The 21,321-nt window shown below is 66.9% G+C and carries 23 protein-coding genes; 13 read left to right on the top strand and 10 right to left on the bottom strand.

The window, feature by feature from the left end; translation table 11 throughout:
* Nucleotides 1–114: 114 nt before the first annotated feature.
* Nucleotides 115–2,640 (top strand): sulfite reductase flavoprotein subunit alpha, encoded by a 2,526-nt coding sequence (locus AB4Y98_RS13225; protein WP_363734023.1) that lies wholly within the window; start codon nucleotides 115–117, stop codon nucleotides 2,638–2,640.
* Nucleotides 2,641–2,739: 99 nt separating this feature from the next.
* Here the strand turns inward: AB4Y98_RS13225 and AB4Y98_RS13220 are convergent, their stop codons facing one another.
* The gene (locus tag AB4Y98_RS13220) at nucleotides 2,740–5,274 is read right to left on the bottom strand and encodes a methyl-accepting chemotaxis protein (RefSeq protein WP_442244490.1); all 2,535 of its coding nucleotides are present in this window, start codon (nucleotides 5,272–5,274) and stop codon (nucleotides 2,740–2,742) included.
* Between the two features lie 202 nt (nucleotides 5,275–5,476).
* Between AB4Y98_RS13220 and AB4Y98_RS13215 the strand changes: the two genes are divergently transcribed.
* Nucleotides 5,477–6,310 (top strand): arylamine N-acetyltransferase family protein, encoded by an 834-nt coding sequence (locus AB4Y98_RS13215; RefSeq protein WP_363734020.1) that lies wholly within the window; start codon nucleotides 5,477–5,479, stop codon nucleotides 6,308–6,310.
* Nucleotides 6,311–6,342: 32 nt separating this feature from the next.
* Here AB4Y98_RS13215 and AB4Y98_RS13210 read toward each other — a convergent pair whose 3' ends face one another.
* The gene (locus AB4Y98_RS13210; RefSeq protein WP_313249913.1) at nucleotides 6,343–6,714 is read right to left on the bottom strand and encodes a VOC family protein; all 372 of its coding nucleotides are present in this window, start codon (nucleotides 6,712–6,714) and stop codon (nucleotides 6,343–6,345) included.
* A 113-nt stretch (nucleotides 6,715–6,827) separates the two neighbouring features.
* Here AB4Y98_RS13210 and AB4Y98_RS13205 point away from each other — a divergent pair, with 113 nt between their 5' ends.
* Nucleotides 6,828–7,544, top strand: a complete 717-nt coding sequence (locus tag AB4Y98_RS13205; RefSeq protein ID WP_442244489.1) for a transporter substrate-binding domain-containing protein — start codon at nucleotides 6,828–6,830, stop codon at nucleotides 7,542–7,544.
* 32 nt (nucleotides 7,545–7,576) lie between these two features.
* Here the strand turns inward: AB4Y98_RS13205 and AB4Y98_RS13200 are convergent, their stop codons facing one another.
* A complete protein-coding gene (locus AB4Y98_RS13200; RefSeq protein WP_032976453.1) occupies nucleotides 7,577–8,479 on the bottom strand; it encodes a LysR substrate-binding domain-containing protein in 903 nt (300 codons plus the stop codon).
* Nucleotides 8,480–8,577: 98 nt separating this feature from the next.
* Between AB4Y98_RS13200 and AB4Y98_RS13195 the strand changes: the two genes are divergently transcribed.
* Complete coding sequence (locus AB4Y98_RS13195) at nucleotides 8,578–8,772, top strand: hypothetical protein (protein WP_363734085.1); 195 nt, start codon at nucleotides 8,578–8,580, stop codon at nucleotides 8,770–8,772.
* On the opposite strand, the gene AB4Y98_RS13190 is transcribed toward AB4Y98_RS13195, so the two are convergent.
* On the bottom strand, nucleotides 8,723–9,277 hold the full coding sequence (locus tag AB4Y98_RS13190) for a GIY-YIG nuclease family protein (protein WP_363734017.1): 555 nt from the start codon (nucleotides 9,275–9,277) through the stop codon (nucleotides 8,723–8,725). The genes AB4Y98_RS13195 and AB4Y98_RS13190 overlap by 50 nt on opposite strands.
* An 84-nt stretch (nucleotides 9,278–9,361) precedes the next feature.
* On the opposite strand from AB4Y98_RS13190, the gene AB4Y98_RS13185 reads away from it, so the two are divergent.
* Together AB4Y98_RS13185 and AB4Y98_RS13180 are read left to right on the top strand one after the other, a co-directional pair.
* Complete coding sequence (locus AB4Y98_RS13185) at nucleotides 9,362–10,159, top strand: D-alanyl-D-alanine carboxypeptidase family protein (RefSeq protein ID WP_363734015.1); 798 nt, start codon at nucleotides 9,362–9,364, stop codon at nucleotides 10,157–10,159.
* Between the two features lie 68 nt (nucleotides 10,160–10,227).
* Nucleotides 10,228–10,761: a hypothetical protein gene (locus AB4Y98_RS13180; protein ID WP_312785803.1), complete on the top strand. Its 534-nt coding sequence runs from the start codon at nucleotides 10,228–10,230 to the stop codon at nucleotides 10,759–10,761.
* Nucleotides 10,762–10,780: 19 nt separating this feature from the next.
* Here the strand turns inward: AB4Y98_RS13180 and AB4Y98_RS13175 are convergent, their stop codons facing one another.
* Both AB4Y98_RS13175 and AB4Y98_RS13170 read right to left on the bottom strand, forming a co-directional pair.
* Entirely contained in the window at nucleotides 10,781–11,344 is a 564-nt protein-coding gene (locus tag AB4Y98_RS13175) for a TetR/AcrR family transcriptional regulator (protein ID WP_414716109.1), read from the bottom strand.
* A 48-nt stretch (nucleotides 11,345–11,392) separates the two neighbouring features.
* Nucleotides 11,393–11,989 carry an NAD(P)H-dependent oxidoreductase gene (locus AB4Y98_RS13170; protein WP_312108225.1) on the bottom strand — a complete coding sequence of 199 codons (597 nt, stop codon included), beginning with the start codon at nucleotides 11,987–11,989 and terminating at the stop codon, nucleotides 11,393–11,395.
* A gap of 191 nt (nucleotides 11,990–12,180) precedes the next feature.
* Here AB4Y98_RS13170 and AB4Y98_RS13165 point away from each other — a divergent pair, with 191 nt between their 5' ends.
* Nucleotides 12,181–12,582, top strand: coding sequence for a response regulator (locus AB4Y98_RS13165; RefSeq protein ID WP_117311546.1), 402 nt, complete (start codon nucleotides 12,181–12,183; stop codon nucleotides 12,580–12,582).
* Between the two features lie 11 nt (nucleotides 12,583–12,593).
* Here AB4Y98_RS13165 and AB4Y98_RS13160 read toward each other — a convergent pair whose 3' ends face one another.
* Nucleotides 12,594–13,421 (bottom strand): isocitrate lyase/PEP mutase family protein, encoded by an 828-nt coding sequence (locus AB4Y98_RS13160; RefSeq protein WP_442244488.1) that lies wholly within the window; start codon nucleotides 13,419–13,421, stop codon nucleotides 12,594–12,596.
* A gap of 46 nt (nucleotides 13,422–13,467) precedes the next feature.
* The gene (locus AB4Y98_RS13155; protein WP_363734013.1) at nucleotides 13,468–14,808 is read right to left on the bottom strand and encodes an acetamidase/formamidase family protein; all 1,341 of its coding nucleotides are present in this window, start codon (nucleotides 14,806–14,808) and stop codon (nucleotides 13,468–13,470) included.
* A gap of 265 nt (nucleotides 14,809–15,073) precedes the next feature.
* Here AB4Y98_RS13155 and aroQ point away from each other — a divergent pair, with 265 nt between their 5' ends.
* The 4 genes from aroQ to accC are packed head-to-tail and all read left to right on the top strand — an operon-like array spanning nucleotide 15,074 to nucleotide 17,871.
* Nucleotides 15,074–15,526 carry a type II 3-dehydroquinate dehydratase gene (gene aroQ, locus AB4Y98_RS13150; protein WP_025878630.1) on the top strand — a complete coding sequence of 151 codons (453 nt, stop codon included), beginning with the start codon at nucleotides 15,074–15,076 and terminating at the stop codon, nucleotides 15,524–15,526.
* Nucleotides 15,523–15,945 carry a lysozyme inhibitor LprI family protein gene (locus AB4Y98_RS13145; protein WP_089237270.1) on the top strand — a complete coding sequence of 141 codons (423 nt, stop codon included), beginning with the start codon at nucleotides 15,523–15,525 and terminating at the stop codon, nucleotides 15,943–15,945. The genes aroQ and AB4Y98_RS13145 overlap by 4 nt, the downstream gene beginning before the upstream one ends.
* 54 nt (nucleotides 15,946–15,999) lie before the next feature.
* Nucleotides 16,000–16,491, top strand: a complete 492-nt coding sequence (accB, locus tag AB4Y98_RS13140) for an acetyl-CoA carboxylase biotin carboxyl carrier protein (RefSeq protein WP_100553780.1) — start codon at nucleotides 16,000–16,002, stop codon at nucleotides 16,489–16,491.
* Nucleotides 16,492–16,503: 12 nt separating this feature from the next.
* Nucleotides 16,504–17,871, top strand: a complete 1,368-nt coding sequence (gene accC, locus AB4Y98_RS13135; protein ID WP_312785797.1) for an acetyl-CoA carboxylase biotin carboxylase subunit — start codon at nucleotides 16,504–16,506, stop codon at nucleotides 17,869–17,871.
* 139 nt (nucleotides 17,872–18,010) lie between these two features.
* Here the strand turns inward: accC and AB4Y98_RS13130 are convergent, their stop codons facing one another.
* Nucleotides 18,011–18,385 (bottom strand): hypothetical protein, encoded by a 375-nt coding sequence (locus tag AB4Y98_RS13130; protein ID WP_230109901.1) that lies wholly within the window; start codon nucleotides 18,383–18,385, stop codon nucleotides 18,011–18,013.
* Entirely contained in the window at nucleotides 18,382–19,347 is a 966-nt protein-coding gene (locus AB4Y98_RS13125) for a hypothetical protein (RefSeq protein ID WP_223496859.1), read from the bottom strand. Before AB4Y98_RS13125 ends, AB4Y98_RS13130 begins: the two co-directional genes overlap by 4 nt.
* 150 nt (nucleotides 19,348–19,497) lie before the next feature.
* On the opposite strand from AB4Y98_RS13125, the gene prmA reads away from it, so the two are divergent.
* A complete protein-coding gene (gene prmA / locus AB4Y98_RS13120) occupies nucleotides 19,498–20,418 on the top strand; it encodes a 50S ribosomal protein L11 methyltransferase (RefSeq protein ID WP_312110626.1) in 921 nt (306 codons plus the stop codon).
* Nucleotides 20,419–20,460: 42 nt separating this feature from the next.
* On the top strand, nucleotides 20,461–21,210 hold the full coding sequence (locus AB4Y98_RS13115; RefSeq protein WP_442244487.1) for a DUF3426 domain-containing protein: 750 nt from the start codon (nucleotides 20,461–20,463) through the stop codon (nucleotides 21,208–21,210).
* Nucleotides 21,211–21,321 lie beyond the last annotated feature (111 nt).

Below are 21,321 nucleotides of genomic sequence, written 5' to 3'. Positions count from 1 at the left end.
CCCTGCCGGCAAACCCTCCTTGACCGCAGCGGCCCGCGACCCGGAGAATTACGATTAATTCTCATTTGCTGTTGCGCAGGATGCGGGCGGCAGCCTCGACGGCCCTCGATCCCGATGTTCAAGAACGTCCTGTTCCAACTGCACTGGCTGCTGGGCATCAGCGCCGGTGCCATCCTGGCCGTGATGGGCCTGAGCGGTGCGGTCCTGTCGTTCGAGGATGAGCTGCTGCGTGCGGCCAATCCCGGTTTCGCCGCGATCGCCGAACACCATGCCGACAACCAGCAACCGCTTGCCTTGAGCGAACTGGTGCCGTTGCTGCAGGCGGGCAGCGAGCGGCCGCTGCAGCGCCTGCGGGTGGATGCCAGCGGCCAGCGCCCATCGGTGGCCCGCTTTGCCGGCGGCAAGGACCACTGGGTGTATTTCGACCCCTACAGCGGCGAGCGCTTCAGCGCGCTGCGTGGACAGGCCTTCTTCGATTTCGTCGAGGACCTGCACCGCCACATGGTCGCCGGTGAACGCGGCTCGTGGATCACCGGCAGCTGTGCGATCGCGCTGTTGTTCTTCACCCTGTCCGGGCTGTACCTGCGCTGGCCACGCCGCTGGTGGCACTGGCGCAGCTGGCTGGCGGTGGAATGGGCGCGCAAGGGCCGGGGCTTCCTGTGGAGCCTGCATTCGGTGATCGGCACCTGGGTGCTGCTGATCTACCTGATGAGCGCACTGACCGGGTTGTGGTGGTCGTTCGACTGGTATCGCAATGGGCTGACCCAGCTGCTGGGTGTTGCGCCTCCCGCCAAGCACAAGGTCGCCACGGATCTGCCCCTGGATCTGCACAAGGTCGAGGCCACGCTGTACGCACTGCCCGGCGTACGCCTGGGCTTCATCGATCTGCGCCTGCCGGAGAAGCCCGGCCAAGCGCTCAACGTACGGGTGATGTCGACAGATCCCGCGCAACGGGGCGGCCATCACGACCGCGCCCATGACCTGCTGCAGCTCGACCCGGCCACCGGCGCGGTCCTCGACGCGCGCCCCTACGCGCGCCAGGGTGCCGGCGGCCAGCTCACCACCAGCATGTTCGCCCTGCACTCGGGCAGCTTCTTCGGCATGCCCGGGCGCATCGTGGTGATGCTCAGCAGCCTGGGCATGTGCCTGTTCTTCGTTACCGGCTGGCTGTTGTACCTGGACCGCCGCCGCGGCCAGCGTGCCGCCCGCGCGCTGCGGCAGACCGTGCCGGCAGCAGCACCCCATGCTTCGGGCACGCCCTGGCTGGTGGTGCATGCCAGCCAGAGCGGCCTGGCCGAACAGTTGGCCTGGCGTGCGGCGGCGCAGCTGCAGGCGGCCGGCCACGCGGTGCAAGTACTGCCGCTTGCGCGTGTGACTGCCACGCAGCTGCAGGCCGCCACGCAAGCGCTGTTCGTCCTCAGCACCTTCGGTGATGGCGAACCACCGGACAACGCACGGCGCGGCGCGCGCCAGTTGCTGGCACAGCTTCCGGACCTTTCCGGGTTGCACTACGGCATGCTCGCACTGGGTGACCACCAGTACGCGCAGTTCTGCGGGTTCGGCATCCAGATCGACGACTGGTTGACGCGCTCGGGCGCGCAACCCTTGTTCGCCCGCATCGACGTCGATGCTGCTTCGGTGGGGGCGCTGCGCCAGTGGCAGCTGCAGCTGACCGGACTGACTGGCATCGACACCGACGACAGCGTGTTGCCGGCCGCCACAGTGATGCACGACTGGCGCCTGATCGACCGCACCCTGCTCAACGCTGGCAGCGTCGGCGGCCAGATCTGGAAGATCCGCCTGGCACCGCCGGCCGATGTCGATTGGCAGGCCGGCGACATCCTGCACATTGCGCCCCGCCACGACGCGATGCATGCCAGCGCGGTACTGCGCGCGCATGGCCTGGATCCCCAGCAGCCACAGCTGATCGACGGCGTTGCGAAGACCCTGCTGGAACTGGCCAGCGAACGCGTGCTGCCCGAACCCGGCCGTGCGTTGCAGGTGCAGGATGCAGGCCTCTGGTTGTCGGGCCTGCCGTCACTGCCTGGGCGTGAGTACTCCATCGCCTCATGCGCCGCCGATGGCGAAGTGGAGCTGGTAGTGCGGCTGGTCCACGACGCAGCTGGCCGCGCCGGACTGGGCTCGGGCTGGCTGGCCCTGCATGCGCCGCTGGACGGTGCGATAGCCGCCCGCGTGCATCGCAATCCGGGCTTCCATCGGCAGCCGGGTGCGCCGATGCTGCTGATCGGCAACGGCACAGGCATCGCCGGCCTGCGCAGCCTGCTGCGCGAAGCCGCGCATCACGGGGAGCACGGCCAATGGCTGCTGTTCGGCGAGCGTCAGCGCGCGCACGACTTCCTGTTCGCCGACGAGATCATCCGGTGGCAGGCTGACGGGCATCTGCTGCGTTTGGATCAGGCCTATTCGCGTGATGTGGACGATGGCAGCTACGTACAGCATCGACTGCGCGCTGCGACGGATGAACTGCAGGCGTGGTTGGCACAAGGTGCAGTGATCCATGTGTGTGGATCACTGCACGGCATGGCCGAAGGCGTGGACCAGGTGCTGCGCGAGGCACTGGGCGATGAGATGGTGGAACTGCTGCTGGAGAACGGGCGCTATCGGCGCGACGTGTATTGAGTGGAGCCCGGGCCACGCCCTGCCGCTGAGGGTGGGCGGAGCACGCTCCGCGCCCACCACAGCTGATCCCGCCGGTATCGGCAGCCCTACCCGTCGCTGCTAGGCCGCCCATGCCCGGCGCTCGGGCTGCAGCTGGAACGCGGCCACCGCTTCGGCCAGCGCGCGCACCTGGGTCTGCATCTGCGCAGTCGACGCGCCGGCCTCTTCCACCAGGCTCGCATTGCGCTGCGTGCTGGCCTCCATCTGTACGACGGTCTGGTTTACCTGGGCAATGCCTGCATGCTGTTCGTGCGAGGCACTGCGGATACCGGCCAGTAGACCGGCCAACTGCTGCACACTGCTGACGATCTCGTCCATCGTCGTACCCGCCTGCTCGGCCTGCATACTGCCCTGGTCAACCCGCGTCACCGAATCCTCGATCAGCCCCTTGATCTGCTTGGCCGCATCGGCACTGCGCTGGGCCAGCAAGCGCACTTCAGCCGCCACCACCGCGAAGCTTCGGCCCTGCTCGCCTGCACGCGCGGCCTCCACTGCCGCGTTGAGGGCCAGGATATTGGTCTGGAAGGCGATGCCATCGATCAGCTGGATGATGTCACCGATGCGCCGCGACGCCGCACTGATGCCCTGCATGGTGGCCACCACTTGGCCGACCGCAGTGCCGCCGCGCTCGGCCACCCTGGCGGCGTCGCGCACCAGTCCATCGGCCAGCCCCGCCGCGTCGGCGTTGCGGCCGACGGTATCGGTCAGTTCATGCATGGATGCAGCGGCTTCTTCCAGGTTGGCTGCCTGTTGCTCGGTGCGCTGGGAAAGATCGTGATGGCCGGCGACGATTTCGCCAACACCCACGTCCAGGCGGACCGTGGCCTGCTGGATGCGGGTGACGATGTGGCCCAGCTGCGCGACAGTGGCGTTGGCATCGTCACGCATGCGGGCGAACACCCCCTGCAGGTCCCCCTCCAAGCGCACGCTCAGGTCACCGCGTGCCAGTGCGGCCAGCAGTGCCTGCAGATCGCCGAGGTTGGTCTCGAAGGTGGACAGCAGGCGATTGATGCTGGTCGACAGCGTGCGCACGAAGCCCTGCTTGCCCTCCAGTACGATGCGCCCTTGCAGCTCGCCATGCGCCGCCGCGTCGACCAGTGCCGCCACTTCGGTTTCCAGCAGCGTTTCCAGCGCGCGACTGCGCCATTCCACCGCAACGCCAAGGAAGTGGTCGTCCTCGACGATGGCATTGGCGATCAACTGGTAGCGGGTACCGGCGTGGCCGATCTCACGCTCTTCGCGCTGACGAACACCGATCAGTCCCGCCAGCGCCGGATGCAGGCGGACCGCGTCGCTGCCAAGCAACGTCTCTGCGGGAAGATCCAGGAGCTGCAGCAGCGCCGGATTGGCGTAAGCCACCAGTCCTTCCGCATCAACCACCATCAAGCCGGTCTGGGCGCTGTCCAGCGCCTGCCGCACGCGCGTGTTGCCGCGTGCCACCGCGCGCTCGGTTTCGATCCGCGCACGCAGGCGTTGCTGCATGTCGACCAGGCAATGCGCAAGCTGGCCGATCTCATCGTTGACGTTGTGCACGCGCAGCGTGGTGTCGAGCCGGTCATCGGCAATATCGCCAGCGAAACGCAGGGTGTCCTGGATCGGTCGACGCACCGCGCGGACGACCAGCACCAGGCTGGTGATCAGCACGCCAGCCACCAGCAGCAGGGTGGCCACGAACAGCACGCTGGCCATCCGAGCGCCCGACTGCTGACGAAGCTGCGCCTGAGCCAGTGCCGCACTTTGCGCCTGCTGGAATGCGGCCAGTGCCGGGCCCACGGCTGCCGCCGTCTCGAGCAGCGACTGTGCTTCCACGTCCAGGCCGACACGCGCGGCGGTATAGCCCAGCAGCGCGGCCTGGTAGGCCTCCATGCCGTTGCGCACGCGCTCCTGCACCTCGGCGGGCAGGCCCGCCAATGCCAGATCGAAGGGCAGCTTCTCTTCGCTGGCACGATCGGCATGGGTGGAATCGCCATCGAGCAGCAGCAGTGCTTCCTGGCGCCGCATCCGCTGCACATGCAGGGAAAGCGCAGGGCGCTCAAGCGCGTCCACCTGTGCCTGCAGTGCGTCGGCGGACTGCTGCAGCTGCGCGGACAGGCCTGCGTCGCCGCGCCCCATCTCATCCACCCGCTCGAACAACGCGGCGATGCCCTGTGAGAATGCATCAACGGCCTCGGTCATCTCCTGCAGCACCTTGCGCCGCCCCGCATCCATCGGCATTGCACGCAATGCCTGCAGATCCTGCTTCAACGTCCGTTGCGTGGCCAGCAACTGGCTGCGGTCGGCATCGTCGAAACTTCGCGCATACTGGGTCTGCAGGCGCCGGGCCTCGGCCACCCGCGCTGCCAGCGAAGCGACGCGGTCACTGCCCTGCTGGTAGCTGGCCTGGTCGCGCGCCGCCTGCATGCTCGCATGGCTGGTCCAGGCATGGACGGCGGCGATGGCCACCAGGCCCAGGCTGCAGACCAGCAGGGTCGCCTTGAGCTTGTCGGCGACGCTGAGCCGATTGGGTTGCAACCAGCGCAGCAGGCCAGGGAAACGGGGACGCAACCCGACAACGCGGCTACGCAGGGACCGAAGGTGGGGAACGACGGCCGACATGACAGACTCCAGGCGGAAGGACGCACCTGTATCGACCGGTTGGGGCGGAACTTTAGCGTCGGACTGAATTCTTCTGCGGGCATTGGCCAGTTGTCGCTGTTGTACCGGCCGCAGACGACCGGGGGATGACACCGTCGGGGCGCGCTTGACCTCAACCCCGGTTGCGGTATCACAGTGGAGCCCCCTGCCCGTGATGCCTGCCATGTCCATCGACGTCCCCCGCTACCTGCAGCGCCTGCAGCTGGATGCCCCGCCCCCGCTCACTCTGGCCGGGCTGACCCTGCTGCAGCAGCGCCACAACGCCCTGCTGCCGTTCGAGACCCTGACCAGCCTGCTGCGCGACGCGGTGGCGATCGACCTGGACAGCGTCCAGCACAAGCTGCTGCACGCGCAGCGCGGCGGTTACTGCTTCGAACTCAATGGCGCGTTCCTGGCCCTGCTGCAGGCCTTGGGCTTCGATGCGCGACCGCTGAGCGCTCGGGTGCTGCTCTCGGCTGCAGAGGGCAAGCTGACCGCGCGTACGCACTTGCTCCTGCGGGTGCGTCTGAAGGACGAGGATTGGCTGGTCGATACCGGCTTCGGCAGCCTGACCCCGACCGTGCCATTGCGCCTGCATGAGACCGCAGTGCAGGACACACCGCACGAGCGCTACCGCGTGCGGCGCCTGGACGATGGCGACTTCATGCTTGCCGCTGAGGCCGGTGACGACTGGCGGCCGCTGTACCGTTTCGACCTGCAGCCACCGGCACCGATCGATAACGAGGTAGGCAACTGGTACGTGTGCACGCATCCGCAGTCGAGCTTCCCCGGCCAACTGCGTGCATCACTGACCGGGCCGGATTGGCGGCGCACCATCGGCAGCGGCAACTACACCGAATACCGCCCGGGCCAGGCGCCGGCCAAGCGCCCGCTGCGTGATGTTCAGGACGTGCGCGAGGTGCTGCAGCAGGGTTTCGGCATGCGCCTCCCGGACGATCCGCGGTTGGATCCGGCGATCGCCGATTGGCTGCAGCGATCGCGAGCCACGTCCGTGTAGCGGCACGTCATTCCCGGCTGCTGTGCTTGCGGCTATGGGTTGATGGGTGCCTGCAGGGCGATCCGGTTGCCCTCGCTGTCGCGGATCTCGGCCACCCGCCAGCCACCGGCCACGGCCGGGCCAAAGCACAGCACCGCGCCGGCCTGCAGGGCACGCTGCAGGCTGCGATCCACATCGTCCACGCCCAGGTAGATGCGCGGACCCTGCTCCGACGGCAGGTAGTCGGCGCCGTGCACCAGCGCCATGCTGGCACCTGCGGCGTCATCGTTGAACGACAGGTAGGCCATTCGGCAGTCATGCAGGTCGATCGGCGCTTCGATGCGCACCTGCAGCCAGTGCTCGTAGAACGCCACGGCGCGTTCGAGATCGGCGACCGGAACTTCAACATGCAGGATGGGATTCATGGTGATCGTGCTCGGCGTGCAGGCGGATGAAAGGCAGCATCGCAGCCCTGTGCACTACACGCTACAGCCACGACTGGCATGCTGGACAGCCCGCCACCCTCCTGGAAACGCCCATGTCCCTGGCCGACCATCGTCATGCTTTGGCCCCGCTCGGCCACCTGCGCGTTGCCATCAACCTGGGCAACCCGGTGCTGGCCCAGGGCAACGCCAATCCACCACATGGGCCGTCGGTGGAACTGGCCACCGCGCTGGCACAGCGGCTGGGTGTGCAGGCCTGCTTCAGTTGCCACGATGCGGCCGCATCGGTGGTTGCGGCGGTGAATGAGGATGCGTGGGACCTGGCCTTCCTGGCGGTGGACCCGGCGCGCGCCGACCGCATTGCCTTCAGCGCGCCGTATGTGGAGATCGAAGGCACCTATCTGGTGCGCGATGACAGTCCAGCGCAACGCGTTGCAGACCTTGATCGCAACGGGCTGCGCATCGCGGTGGGACGCGGCGCCGCCTACGATCTGTTCCTCAGCCGTGAGCTGCGGCAGGCATCGATTGAACGTGCCGATACCTCGGCCGCCGCCATCACCCTGTTCGACCAGCAGCGGCTGGATGCAGCGGCCGGCGTACGCCAGCCCCTGCTGGCCTGGGCACAGGCACATCCCGGCCATCGCGTGCTGGCCGATCGCTTCACCGCCATCCAGCAGGCGGTCGCCGCACCCATCGCACGGCCCGCGGCGGCGTTGCAGGCACTGTTCGCGGAAGTGGATGCCATCAAGGCGGGGCCGCTGCTGGGCGAGGCCTTCGCACGTGCCGGGCAGGCAGTCACACTGGTGCGGTGACGCACACTCCCCGTCATTACGCTTGCCCGGCGCTATCCCGCATCTGCGGCCTGCATGTGCCGCACGTGCTCGGCTGCCTGGGCGTGCAACCATTCGCGAAAGGCCAGGAAACCACGGTGCCGCACCGAGCGCTGCGGATACACCAGCCAATGCGGCCATGCGGTTTTCAGGCGCCGGTCCGACAACGCAACCAACTGGCCGGAGTCCAGCAGCAGCCGTGCCCGCGTTACCCGCCCCAGTGCAACACCGACGCCGTCCAGTGCGGCGCGATGGTGGGCTTCGGAATCATCCAGCACCGCCACGTACCGCGCCGGCGGGCGCTGCCCGGTCAGCGCGAACCATGCGCCCCACGCGCCGTCGGGGTCTCCCAGCAACGGCCACTGTGCCAAAGGTAGGTGGCCGATGCCGCCCATGCGCTCGATCAGTGCCGGGCTGGCCATGGGCAGCAGCCATTCGTCGAACAACGGTTCCACCACCAGCCCCGGCCATTGTCCGCTGCCCAGCCGCAGTGCTGCATCGAACTGCAGTTGCCGATCGAAGTCGATCAGCCGCTCGCTCGACTGCAGATTGATTTCGATCTGCGGATGCGCGGCCACGAAGTTGCCCAGGCGTGGCACCAGCCAGGCGCTGGCCATCGAGGGCACGGCGCTGAGGGTGAGTACATGCTCCGGTCGCGCGGCGTAGGGCTGGAAGGCTTCGTTGATCGCATCCAGGTGGGGGCCGATCTGATCCAGCAGGCGCTGCCCTTCCAGGGTCAAGGCAACGCCGCGTGCCTGCCGTATCAGCAGCGGCTGGCCCAGGCGTTCCTCGAGCTGGCGCATCTGATGGCTGAGCGCACTGACCGTCAGGTTCATCGACGCGGCGGCGCGGGACAGGTTGCCCAGGCGTGCGGCAGCGACGAAGCCCTGCAGGGCATGCAGCGGTGGGCGGGACATAAGGCTTGAATTCCTCTCAAGTCGACCTTGCGGAAATGTCGCTTTTTGCACCGCCATGCTGCCCGTATCGTGCATTCCACTCAAGTGGAGGCGCGATCATGAACATCTTCAGCGGTCTGTTGTTCCTGCAGGGTCATGTGACCAACGTTGCCCTGGCCCAGCGCCTGGCCAGTCCCGTTCCCGCAGTGCCCGATGCACGCCGGGCGCAGCAGCCGACCCACACGTCGGCCACCCCGGCCAGCATCACCAGCCGCGCTGCAGGTGCTCCGGCAACCACGGCTCCGGATCGATAGCGAGCGCGCGATACGCATCGATGGCGTCGCGCAATGCGGCCACACCGACGGGCGTGCGCAGGCTTTCCTCTTCCGGCACCTGCGTTGCGGCCCAGTCATGTAGCCGGTCCAGACGCTGGACCATCGCAGCTCGCAGCCACAGCCGCAGCGGGTAGGTGTGATAGCCCTGCTGCGCCAGCGCGCGCACAGCCTCGGCCAATGCGGCGTTGGCCCCGCGCACCCATTCGGTGCGCCCACCGGCCTTCTCCTGCACCGTCATCGGTGCCGGCGCACGATGCAGCTTGAAGGGCCGGCGCAACTGCAGTTCCAAGTCACGCGCATCCCGCTCTGATTCCGCCTCGACCAGCGCGCCTGCTTCCAGATCGAAGAACTCGAACCAGCGCCGATGCAGCGCACTGATCCGGCCCAGCGGATCGCGCGAGAAGCCAATCTTCGCGTAGTCCTCCCAAGCGCAGGGAAAGACGTAGGCGAACACGCGGCCATCGATGCGGATGTCGGAATCCATTTCCACAGGATCGCGTGGCGGGTATTCGCAGGATGTGCAGGCAATGCCCACGGCATGCGTACTTCCGGCTACGCTTGCGCGACCATGTCTTCATTGCACGCCCCTCGCCCGCCCGTGTCATCGATCACGATCGATGCCGTCTCGCTCGACATCCTCCAGCAGCAGCACGCGGATCTGCGACGACCACCGGCCTCGCTGACCAAGCTGATGACCGCCTACACCGCGTACGACCTGCTCGCGCAGTCGGGCGGTTCGTGGTCGGACACGATCACCATCGACCCGCGCGACGTACACGAGGTGGCCGACGATGAAACGCGGATGGGCCTGGTGCCCGGCGAAAGCATCGCCCTCGGTAGACTGCTGGAGGGCCTGATGGTGGTTTCCGGCAACGACGCAGCGCTCGCCCTGGCACGTCATCTGGCTGGATCACAGGCGGCGTTCGCGCGGCACATGAACGATCACGCGCGAGCGCTGGGCCTGCACGATACGCACTTCATCTCCGCGTCCGGCATCACCACTGCGGGCCATCTGTCGACCGCACGCGACATGGCGATGCTGGCCGCCCACCTGCTTGCCCGCCACCCCGATCTGCTCGCGATCACCGCACAGCGCAGCTTCGTGCACCGCACCCTGCAGAAGGCCAACCAGAACGCGCTGCTGGGCGAAGACGGCGTGGATGGTTTGAAGACAGGTTACACCCAGGCGGCCGGCTTCTGCCTGGCGGCCACCGCCCGTCGCAGGTGCGCTGGGCACGCGCTGCCACTGCGGCTGATCAACGTGGTGCTGGGTGCTGATTCCCGTGCGTCGCGCGATGAGCAGGTACGTGCGCAGCTTGATGCAGGCTTCGCCAGCGCCGGAATGGCCGACGCACAACGCGCGTGACCGGCAGGCTGGGCAGACACCACGGGCAATGCGCTCTATAGTCCAGCGCCCGAAGGAGTACCCCATCGATGGATCGACGTCTCTTGTGCTGGATGCTTGCGCTGTTCTGCACTTTCTCTGCGGTACTCACCCATGCCGGCGAACTCAGCCCTGCCGAGACCGGCGCGCTGCAGCAGGATCTGCGTTCTCTGCTCTCCACCTTCGCGCGTGGCGATACCGATGCCATGATCGCGCGCACCCATCCGAGCGTGAAGCGTTTCGCTGGCGGCGACGAGGCGTATGCAAAGGCCACGCGCGATGCGATGAAGGCACTCGGCGACATGGGCCTGAAGGTCATCAGCGATGATGTCGGCGAACCGACCCGCACCTACGCTGCCGGCGACGAAGAAGTCTGCTTCGTGCCGCGGACCACGGTGTTCACCACCGACGCACAGACAGTGAAAAGCCTCACCTTCATGGTCGCCATCCGGCCGGCAGAGGGTACGCAGTGGCGCTACATCGATGGTGCCGCGATGCAGGCGATGCCGGAGCTGCTGCGACAGCTGCTGCCAGAGCTGCAGCCTGACGTGCCACTGCCGCGGGTCAGCGTCGAACCGCTGTAGGCCGCTTCGCCCACACGATTCAGCTGCCGCGCTTGACGATGGCGACGATCACGCGCTCCAGCTCGGCCTCGGCAGCCGCGTGTTCCACCGCACCGGCCGAAACGGCTTCAGACAGGGTTTCGGCGGCACCGAGAATGGCCCACAGCCCGGTAGCCGGCACGGCCTCACCCGCTGCGAACGGGCCGAGCCACCGCGCGCACTTGTCGATGAAATCCTGCTGATAGCAACGGCGTACCGCACGCAGTTCCGGTGATCCGGCCAGCGCGGCGAGAATGTCCTGGATCTCGCTCCCCTGCGACAGCACACAATCGATGTAGCCCGACGCGATGGCACGCGCGCGATCCTTCAACCGGGCCTTCGCACTGCCGATGCGCTCATCGAAGACCACGGTCTGCTTGTGGTCATAGTCGGCATACAGCGCGGCCAGCAGGCCGTTGCGGGTTTCGAAGTGGTCGTAGGCCAGCGGCTTGGTCACACCGGCCGCCTCGGCCAGGCGGGCCAGGGTCAGCGCATCGGTGCCCTCTTCGCCAACCAGCGCCCACGCCACGTCCAGCAGCTGCCGGGCGCGCTGTTCACGGGTCAGGCGGCGGCGGGGCTCGGGCGCGGCAGGTCTGGAAGGCAAAGGAGATCGTCAGGGCGCGGGGGTTCCGATCTTACGTCCGATGTCCACTGCCGTCTGCAGATGCGCCTCGGCCATGCCGCTGTCGGCATCCAGCAGCAGCGTGGATGACAGCACCGGCGCTCCGCAGTAATCGAAGATGCCCTGGTCGATCTGGGTCTTCATCGCCTCGCCATAGCCACGCCGGTCGATCATCTGCTGGCCGGCGCCGCCCAGACCTACCAGATGCACCTGCAGCCGCTGCAGCTTCTTTTCCACCTTGCCATCGGCACCTTCGTCATAGGCCCAGCCCTGGGTGAAGACGCGATCAATCCAGCCCTTCAGCAGCGCCGGGAACGACCACCAGTAGAGCGGGTAGACCAGCACCAGCGCATCGGCCGCATCCAGCCGAGCGTGCTCGGCGGCGACATCAGCTGGCAGCGTTGTGGTCCTGCGGAAGAACGCGTGGTCCTGGGCGCTGAAACGTGGATCGAAGCCTTCGGCCATCAGATCCACCGAGGTGACCGTATTGCCGGCATCGGCATTGACGATGGCCTCACCGATCCGCGCAGCGACGGCGTGGGTGAGCGAGGCCGGTTCAGGATGTGCCACGACGATATGGGTATGCATGAGGGGGACTCTGCCGTTCACTAGTTACCAATGGTAACTAAGATTGCAGCCAGCACCAGCACCATCGGTGGAATGCTGTTGCGCGCTGCGGTCGCTGTTGTGCACATCACAGCCACACCGGGCTGCCACGGCCTTGATGCCGGTAAGCGGATGCTTGCCGGACCAACGCAGCATTCGCACGACAACACACCATGCAGAGCAACAACGAACGACCCGCACCACTACCCCGCCTGCTCCTTGTGGAAGACCAGCTCGATCTGGCAGATCTGATGGAACAGGCCCTGACCGACGAAGGCAACGAAATCGCCCACGCCAACAGCGTCTTCGAGGCATTGGGCATGCTCGACACTGGCCACTTCGATGGCGCCGTGCTGGACGTGGAACTTCGTGATGGCGTGGTATTTCCTGTGGCCGATCGGCTGCTCGAACTGGGCATCCCCTACCTTTTCGCTTCAGCGGTATACGACCAGCTGGTGCCGGTCCGGCATCGGCGCGCACCCTTCCTGGCCAAACCGTTCCATGTGCAGGGCCTGCAGCGCGCGGTGCGCGAAGCGCTCGGCAGGACGGCCGCCCCGCCGACACCGCCGCACTAGCCTGCACGCACCTACGGCTTGAACAACCCGTTGAGCTCGGCACCGGACGGGGTGGCCGGCAGCGCATCGAATGATCCACTGGCAAGCATCTGCCGGGAGGCGTCGAGAAAGCCGGACCACGCGCTGCGGGCCAGCGCACCGCCGACACTGACCCGGCGCACGCCCAGACTGGCCGCCTGCTGCAGCGTCATCTGCCCGGGCGCACCGATCAGCAGGTTGACCGGCTTGCCACCGGCGGCCTCCACCACGGCGCGGATCTGCTCTGTGGTCCGGATGCCGGGCGCATACAGACAGTCGGCACCCGCCTGCGCATAGGCGCGGATGCGGGCCAATGTATCGTCCAGATCGGGTCGCCCGACGAAGAAGTTTTCCGCGCGCCCCACCAGCATCACATCGTGCCCGCTCTCATCGATTGCACGGCGCGCGGCCTGGAGCCGGGCCACGCTGTCTTCGATGCTGCGCAGCGGATGGTCCGCGTCGCCGGTGGAATCCTCGATCGACAGGCCGGCCACACCGGTAGCGATCGCCATCGACACGCTCTCGTGCACGGCCTCCGGGCTGCGGCCAAAACCATCTTCGAAGTCAGCGTTCACCGGTAGATCAGTCGCCGCCACCATCGCCTGCAGGTGGGCCAGAATCTCGCTGCGCCCCATCGCCCCATCAGTCTGACCATGGGCCCAGGCATGGCCGGAGCTGGTGGTGGCCAGTGCCTTGGCCCCCAGCCGCGCCAGCGCCACCGCACTGCCCACGTCCCATGGATTGGGCAGCAGGAAGCAACCGGATGCATGAAGCGCCCTGAAGGCGGCGCGGCGGTTCTGGATGGCGTCGGCACTCATCACGGACTCCTGGTGGATACGTCTTCCCCGGCTGCTGCCGGCGCAGTGGTCACCTGGCAGCAGGCTTCACGGCGGCGCGGCCCGGTTCCACTGTCGTCTGCAACGGCAGCCCCTGCAACACTGCCTTGTCCAGCTTCGCTGCCACGCCAACACTGCGCCCAGCCAGGTTGGCCACCTGGTACTGCACCGCCACGCCCAGCACCTGGGTCGCCTCGGACAGCGTCAACCCATAGGCCTGGCGCAGCCACTGCAGCATGCCCGAGGTGGCGATGCGCAGCGCATCATCGCTGGAGCCACCCTGGCCCAGAGTCATGATCTGCGTTGCCGATTCCACCCGTGGCGTTGCGATCGCATGCTGCTTCAGCAGCTCTACTTTCACCACCACATCCAGCGACGTCTCCAGTGCCCACTGCGTGGTTTCGCCATCGCCCTGGAGCGCGTGGCCATCACCCAGGTACATCAGCGCGCCAGGCTGCTGCACGGGCAGGTAGACCGTATTGCCTTCCACCACGGCGTTGAAATCCATGTTGCCGCCGAAATCGGCGGTATCGCCGGTGGAGAACGGCGGATAGCCGAAGCCCGGCGCCAGCGCCAGGCCGCCGAGCATCGGCTTCACCGGCACTTCGAAATGCCGCAGGCCACCACTCGCGCCCTGCGGACGCGCGACGCCCCTGCTGCGGTCCAGCTGCCAGCGCACCGGCTTGCCCAGCCCGCTGGCTTCGGCTGCCACCCTCGGCGTCTTCAAGCGCCCCACCAGGCCATCCAGGCTGTCGGCGTAGTCACGGTTGAGCTTCAACGAGGTGAGCGTGATCGCCAGCGTGTCGCCGGGTTCGGCGCCGACCACGAAGAACGGCCCGACCTGTGGATTGCCGAACAGCGCGCGGGTGACGCCCTTCTCGTCGACGCCGCCGGAGTCCAGCGTGCGGGTCTGTACCGAGTCGCCTGGCCAGATCACCAGCACCGGCGCGCGATCGGCACTGAACGTATTGGAGTAGTCGGTCGGCGTGAACACATGGCGCTGAGGTGCGGTCGAAACCCGCGCCGGTACTTTCCAGGCGCTGAAGGCGTGGACGGCACGCGCATCGCGGTTGTTGGTGTCCGGCTGATCGCTCTGTCCCTGCATCCCCGCCCCGTCAATGCGCCCGTCGAACTGGTAGCGCTGGCCCTGGCTGTCGGTTGCGGTGAACACCATCTGTCCCGCGCCCAGGGTGCCGGTAACCGGGTCGGCGTCCAGCCGGCCGGCGATACGCCCGCCCTGCACGTCCAGATGCAGGGTCTGGTAGTTGCTGTTGCCCCACAGGTCGGTGGCAACGATCCATTGTTCGGCAGCCAGCGCATTCAAAGGCAGCATTGCCAGCAGCAGTGCGGGCAATCGCAGGGAGGTAGGCAAGGCGGGCATCCATGAACGCCGACGTGGCGGATAGGCGCAGTGTAGGAATGCCGTGGCAACCTCCGCAGTGTCGAACGTAATGCGGCCCGGCCGCAGTCTTCCGGCAGGGGGATGGCCGGCACGCGCAATTTCCACTATCTATGGTGAGCAACCATGCGGAGCACGGCTTTTTCAAACGATCGCTTTAAACACCACTAATTTCGCCGAACTGGACAGCATCCTCAGCTTCCGCCAGACTGCCGCCCTTTCCCGTCAATCGGATCCCATGGCGAAGCTGCTGGTCCTGCATGGCCCCAACCTCAACCTGCTCGGCAGCCGCGAGCCGGAGGTCTACGGCCACACCACGCTGGCCGACATCGACCAGGCGCTGGCCGCCCAGGCCGCTGCCGCGGGTCATGCGCTGGAGAGCCTGCAGTCCAACGCCGAGCACGTCCTGGTGGATCGTGTACAGGCCGCACGCACCGACGGAACCGCCTTCATCCTGATCAACCCGGCCGCCTTCACGCATACCTCGGTTGCCCTGCGCGATGCGCTGGCGGCGGTGGCGGTGCCGTTCATCGAGATCCACCTGTCCAACCCGCATACCCGCGAGCCCTTCCGCCAGCACAGCTATTTCAGCGACAAGGCGGTTGGCGTGGTGTGTGGCTTCGGTGCCGACAGCTACCGCTATGCGATGGACGCGGCCTTGGCACGCGTGCAGGCTGCCGCCGCGTCATGAGCCTGTCGCGCGTCCTCGCCAGCGTTGTGCTGTGGGCCGGCCTGTGCGGCGCTGCCGCCGCGTCCGACCGTGAGGCCGAAGGCATCGACTGCGCGCATCCGACCACCACGATGGAGAGCGACCTGTGCGCCTCGGACGTGGCAGCGGCCGCCGACGTTGAACTCAACGCCGTCTACGCACAGGCGCGCAGGCAACTGCGCACGCCTGCCAACGGCGGCAGCTGCAGCTACTGCGGCAATGCCGAACAGGAGCTGGTGCTGGCCCAGCGCGCGTGGATGCAGCTGCGCGACCACGACTGCCAGGCGGTGTACGCCCTCAATTCCGACGGCACCGCGCGCAATGGCGCACAGATGCGCTGCCTGATCACCCTCGCGCGCGACCGCACCCGACAGCTGCGCGACTTCTACGAACTGCTTTGACCCGAGCGCAACGCGCTTCCCACCACACTGACATCAAAGAGCAAAGAGGCCACCATGGATCTCCGCAAAATCAAGAAGCTGATCGACCTGCTGGAAGAGTCGAACCTGGCTGAAATCGAAATCAAGGAAGGCGAAGAATCGGTGCGCCTGTCGCGCGCTCCGGTGTCCGGCTACGGCATGATGCAGGCCCCGCCGCAGATGATGATGGCCGCCCCGGTCGCTGCCCAGCCGGCTACCCCGGCGATGCCGATGCAGTCGCCGACTGAAGCCTCCACCGGCGGCACCGCCAAGCCGGGCAACGCGCTGCCGGAAGGCCACGTGCTGCGCTCGCCGATGGTCGGCACCTTCTATGCCTCGTCCTCGCCGGACAAGCCGGCCTTCGTCAGCATCGGCCAGCAGGTCAAGGCCGGCGAGACCCTGGCCATCATCGAAGCGATGAAGATGTTCAACCCGATCGAAGCCGATGCGTCGGGCACCATCGTCGCCATCCTCGGCGAGAACGGCCAGCCGGTGGAATTCGACCAGCCGCTGTTCGTGATCGGCTAAGGGGCGGCTGCCATGCTCGACAAAGTCGTCATCGCCAACCGAGGGGAAATCGCGCTGCGCATCCTGCGCGCGTGCAACACCCTGGGCATCCGCACGGTGGCCGTGCACTCCACGGTCGACCGCAACCTCAAGCACGTGGCCATGGCCGATGAATCGGTCTGCATCGGTCCGGCGTCGTCGGCGGAAAGCTACCTCAACATCCCGGCGTTGATCGCTGCGGCCGAGGTTACCGACGCCCAGGCCATCCACCCGGGGTATGGCTTCCTGTCCGAGAACGCCAACTTCGCCGAGCGCGTGGAAGAGTCCGGCTTCATCTTCATCGGCCCGAAAGCAGACACCATCCGCCTGATGGGCGACAAGGTCGAAGCGATCCGCGCCATGAAGTCGGCCGGCGTGCCGTGCGTGCCCGGCTCGGGCGGCCCGCTGGGCGAGGACATCGTCGCCAACACCAAGATCGCCCGTGAGATCGGCTACCCGGTCATCATCAAGGCGGCTGGCGGCGGCGGCGGCCGCGGCATGCGCGTGGTGCACGCCGAAGCTTCGCTGAAGACCTCCATCGAGACCACCAAGAGCGAGGCCAAGGCCGCGTTCGGCAATGGCGAGGTCTACATGGAGAAGTTCCTGGAGAACCCGCGCCACGTGGAGATCCAGGTGCTGGCCGACGGCCAGGGCAACGCCATCCACCTCGGCGAGCGCGACTGCTCGATGCAGCGTCGTCACCAGAAGGTGGTCGAGGAAGCACCGGCACCAGGCATCACCGCCGAGCAGCGCGAGCAGATCGGCAAGGTGTGCGTGGAAGCCTGCATCCGCATCGGTTATCGCGGTGCCGGCACCTTCGAGTTCCTGTACGAAGACGGTCGCTTCTACTTCATCGAAATGAACACCCGCATCCAGGTGGAACATCCGGTCACCGAGATGGTCACCGGCATCGACCTGGTCGCCGAACAGCTGAAGATCGCTGCCGGCCAGAAGCTGTCGATCAAGCAGAGCGATGTGGTGCTGACCGGCCATGCGATCGAGTGCCGCATCAATGCCGAAGACGCCGAAACCTTCGTCCCGAGCCCGGGCACCATCACCGGCTTCCACGCACCGGGTGGTCCCGGCGTGCGCGTCGATACCCACATCTACAGTGGCTACCGCGTGCCGTCGAACTACGACTCGATGATCGGCAAGCTGATCGTGCACGGTCCGGACCGCGAGACCGCCATTGCCCGCATGCGGGTGGCGCTGAGCGAGATGGTGGTCGATGGCATCAAGACCAACATCGCCCTGCAGCAGCGGATCATGCGTGACAAGGGCTTCCAGGCCGGTGGCCAGAACATCCACTATCTGGAAAAGCGCCTTGCCGAGCGCAAGAGCAAGCCGATCGCGTTGACCTGATCGGAAGCTGCTGTCGCTGCACATGAAAAGGGCGGGGATTTCCCCGCCCTTTTCTGTTTTGTTTTCGGTAGAGCCGAGCCCACGCTCGGCTTGCTGGAAAGAAGCCGAGCATGGCTCGGCTCTACAAAAGCAGATCAGCTCAGCGCTTGTCGGCGACTTCCGCGGGAATCTGCGAGTTCGCCAGAGGACGCACGCCGTTCGGCGAGGTCGGATCGACGATCACCATGGTCTCGCTGGACCCATCCGGCCACACCACCTGGAAGGTGCTGCCGGCCGGCAACGACGAGAACGGCACGCCACTCTGCGCGCGGTAAACGGCGGCAACCTGGCTGGCACCGGCACGACGCACGTCTTCCTGTGCCTTCACCGAGGTCAATTCCACCTTCGACAGACGTCGGTAGCGGTCCTCGTAGGTATCGATCATCAGCAGGCCCACGGCACCGGCCGAGTACGCCACGAACAACACCACCCAGAACCAGAACTTGGCCCCATGCAGGAATCGACGGTAGTTCATCGCCCGTCCCTCGTTCCAATCAATCGCTTGATCCATTCCTTCATTTTCCCCGCACCTTGCCGCGAAACCGCGGCGTCATACACAAATTCACGGAAGTCCTGCGTTCCATCCGGCGAACAGATCCCTCCATTCGCACAAAAACTGTTGACCAGCACGCTGTCGGCTCCACAGGGAAGACCGAGTTCGCAGGCCGCAACCCGCCATGCCAGTTCACTGAGCTGTTCGCCGGCCACCATGCCGGTCAACGCCTTGTCGCCAGCCGCGCGCAACCCCATGCCCGGCGCGATCGCCATGTACGCCTCCGGATCGCGCGAGGTACGTACGCGTTCAACCAGATCGCGGCGATACTGCTCGCTGTCGTGCAGCGGCTCACCTTCGGCAAACAGCGCCGCTTCGGCCGCCAGGTTGCCCTGCTGGGCCGCACGACGACGTTCGCCGAGCACCAGTGCCGGCCCCAGCTTGTCGCCGGGCACGAAGCCCCCGCAGCGCTGCGCCACCCGTTCGCGCGCCTCCACCATCTCCGGTGCAGCACTCAGGCCGAGGCCGGCCAGCACGTTGTTGTCCAGGCGATAGCCACCTGGATCGACCGCGTACTGCGCACAGTAGTCGTAGACCCGGCTGAGCATCCAGCGCGCCTCGTGGTTGCCCTGGTCGGCCTGCACACGCAGGCGCTGCGCGTAGGCGTACAGATCGGTGGCACCTTCGATGTCGGCACGGATATCCAGCGGCAGGCCCGAAGGCAGCGCGGTACCACGTTCGAACGCAGCGAGGCGGCGTTCCAGGGCTTCCGGCATTACCGGTGCCAGCGCTCCCTGCGCATCGCTGCCCTGGGCTGCCAGCGGCACATCGACGCGCGTGTTCGTGTCCAGGTTGTGGCCCGTGGCCCGATAGCCGGCCACGCCCAGCACGGCCACGGCCGGCAGGACGAGCAACCAGGTTTTCAGGGTCGGGGCGAAGGCCATCGGCAACGGGCGGCTGTACGGCGCACAGGAAAGCGCCGAGTTTAGCAAGGCCCGTGAGGCCTGTCTGAATCGGCTTCGTTCATCTCAAGGCATACGGAGACGGCCTGATGGTCTAGCATGGCCCCCTTTCCCGCGATTGCCCTCACCGCCATGCCGTTCCTGGAACTGACCCTGCGTTGCACCGAAGCCACCCAGCCCCGCTATGAGAATGCGCTGGAGGACGTGGGCGCGCTGGCGGTGACCCTGCTTGATGCCGAAGCCGACACCAGCAACGAGCAGGCCATCCTCGAACCCGGCGTGGGCGAGACCCCGCTGTGGGACACCCTGGTGCTCAGCGCGCTGTTCCCGGCCGACAGCAACGCCTTGCTGCTGCTGGCCGCGCTGGAAGCCTTCGACCCGGAGCTGGACTGGAGCAATGGCAGCTTCCGCGCCGTGGAAGACGAAGACTGGGAGCGTGCGTGGCTGGACCAGTTCCAGCCGATGGACTTCGGCAGCCGTACCTGGATCGTGCCGTGGAACCACGAGCTGCCGGAAGCCGCGCAGGCCGCCGACGCTGCCATCGTGCGCCTCGACCCGGGCCTGGCCTTCGGCTCGGGCACCCACCCGACCACCGCGCTGTGCCTGCGCTGGCTGGACCAGTTGGCCGTTGATGGCCAACTGCAGGGCCAGCGCGTGCTCGACTTCGGCTGTGGCTCGGGCATCCTCGCCCTGGCTGCATTGAAGCTCGGTGCTGCCCAGGCCATCGGCGTGGACAACGACCCGCAGGCGTTGATCGCCACCGCCGACAATGCCGAACGCAACGGCGAACAGGCACGCATGCAGGTGTACCTGCCGCAGGACGAACCGGTCGCTACCTACCCGATCGTGGTCGCCAACATCCTGGCCTCCGCATTGGATGCACTGGCCGAACTGCTGGCCGCCCGCGTCGCCAGCGGCGGTCGCATCGCCCTGTCGGGCATCCTGCATGGTCAGGAAGACGAACTGCTGCAGCGCTATGCAACGTGGTTCGACGACCTCCAGGCCACCCAGGATGGCGACTGGATGCGCATCACCGGCGTGCGTCGCGCCTGATCGTGGTTGAATGACCGCTGGATCCGAGCCCGCGCCCTGAGCATGTCCGAGCCGCACCCACCGCGCCGTCCCCTGGCCACGTTCCTGCGCACCGCGCAGGAGCGAGCGGCCGCGCCTGAAGCCAGCGAACCGCGCGAACCGAGGCTGACCGATGCAGCGCCGGTGATCGAGGGCATCGACCCGGCAACGGACATCGTGGCGGCAACCGAAACAGAACCGGTGGCCGCCGCTGATCCAATCATCGAGCCGGACTTCACCGCCAAACCCAGCATCGTTGCCACCGCCGCCGATGCGCCCAGCTTCCTCGGCGTACGCCCGCGGGCGCTGCCCACCCCACGCTGGCATTGGCTGCTGGTGGCCGGGTTGGCGCTGCTGCTGTTGCTGCAGAGCGTGCTTGCCGATCGTGCACGGCTGGCCGCCGATGCCGGTACCCGGCCGTGGATCGGTGCGCTGTGCAGCGTGCTGCGCTGCGAGCTGCCCGCTTGGCGCGAGCCCACTGCATTGACCATGACCAGCCGTGAAATCCGCCCGTTGCCGGCCCAGCCAGGCGTGCTGCAGATCCAGGCCAGCATCCGCAACGATGCGCGCTGGCCGCAGGCATGGCCGGACCTGCGCCTGTCGCTGTCCGATGCCGATGGTCGTGTGATCGGCACCGGCGTGTTCGCACCAGCGCAGTACCTCGGCGAAAACCCGGGTGCGGCCCCGCTGGAACCGGGTCAAAGCGCACGCATCGCCTTCCGCGTGCAGGAGCCTGCCGCATCCACGGTCGCATTCACCTTCGAGTTCCTTTGACCTGGGCCGGACCGTCCGGCCGTGGCAGGTCGGCCACGCTCGCGCTAGACTGACCGCCATCACCTCATCCGGTCCGGCGCCCCGCGTGCATGGACCAACCAGATCGGGAAC

The sequence above is a fragment of the Stenotrophomonas sp. 2YAF26 genome (assembly GCF_052114625.1).
Lineage (GTDB): Bacteria > Pseudomonadota > Gammaproteobacteria > Xanthomonadales > Xanthomonadaceae > Stenotrophomonas > Stenotrophomonas indicatrix.
This window is presented reverse-complemented; position numbering and strand designations above follow the sequence as displayed.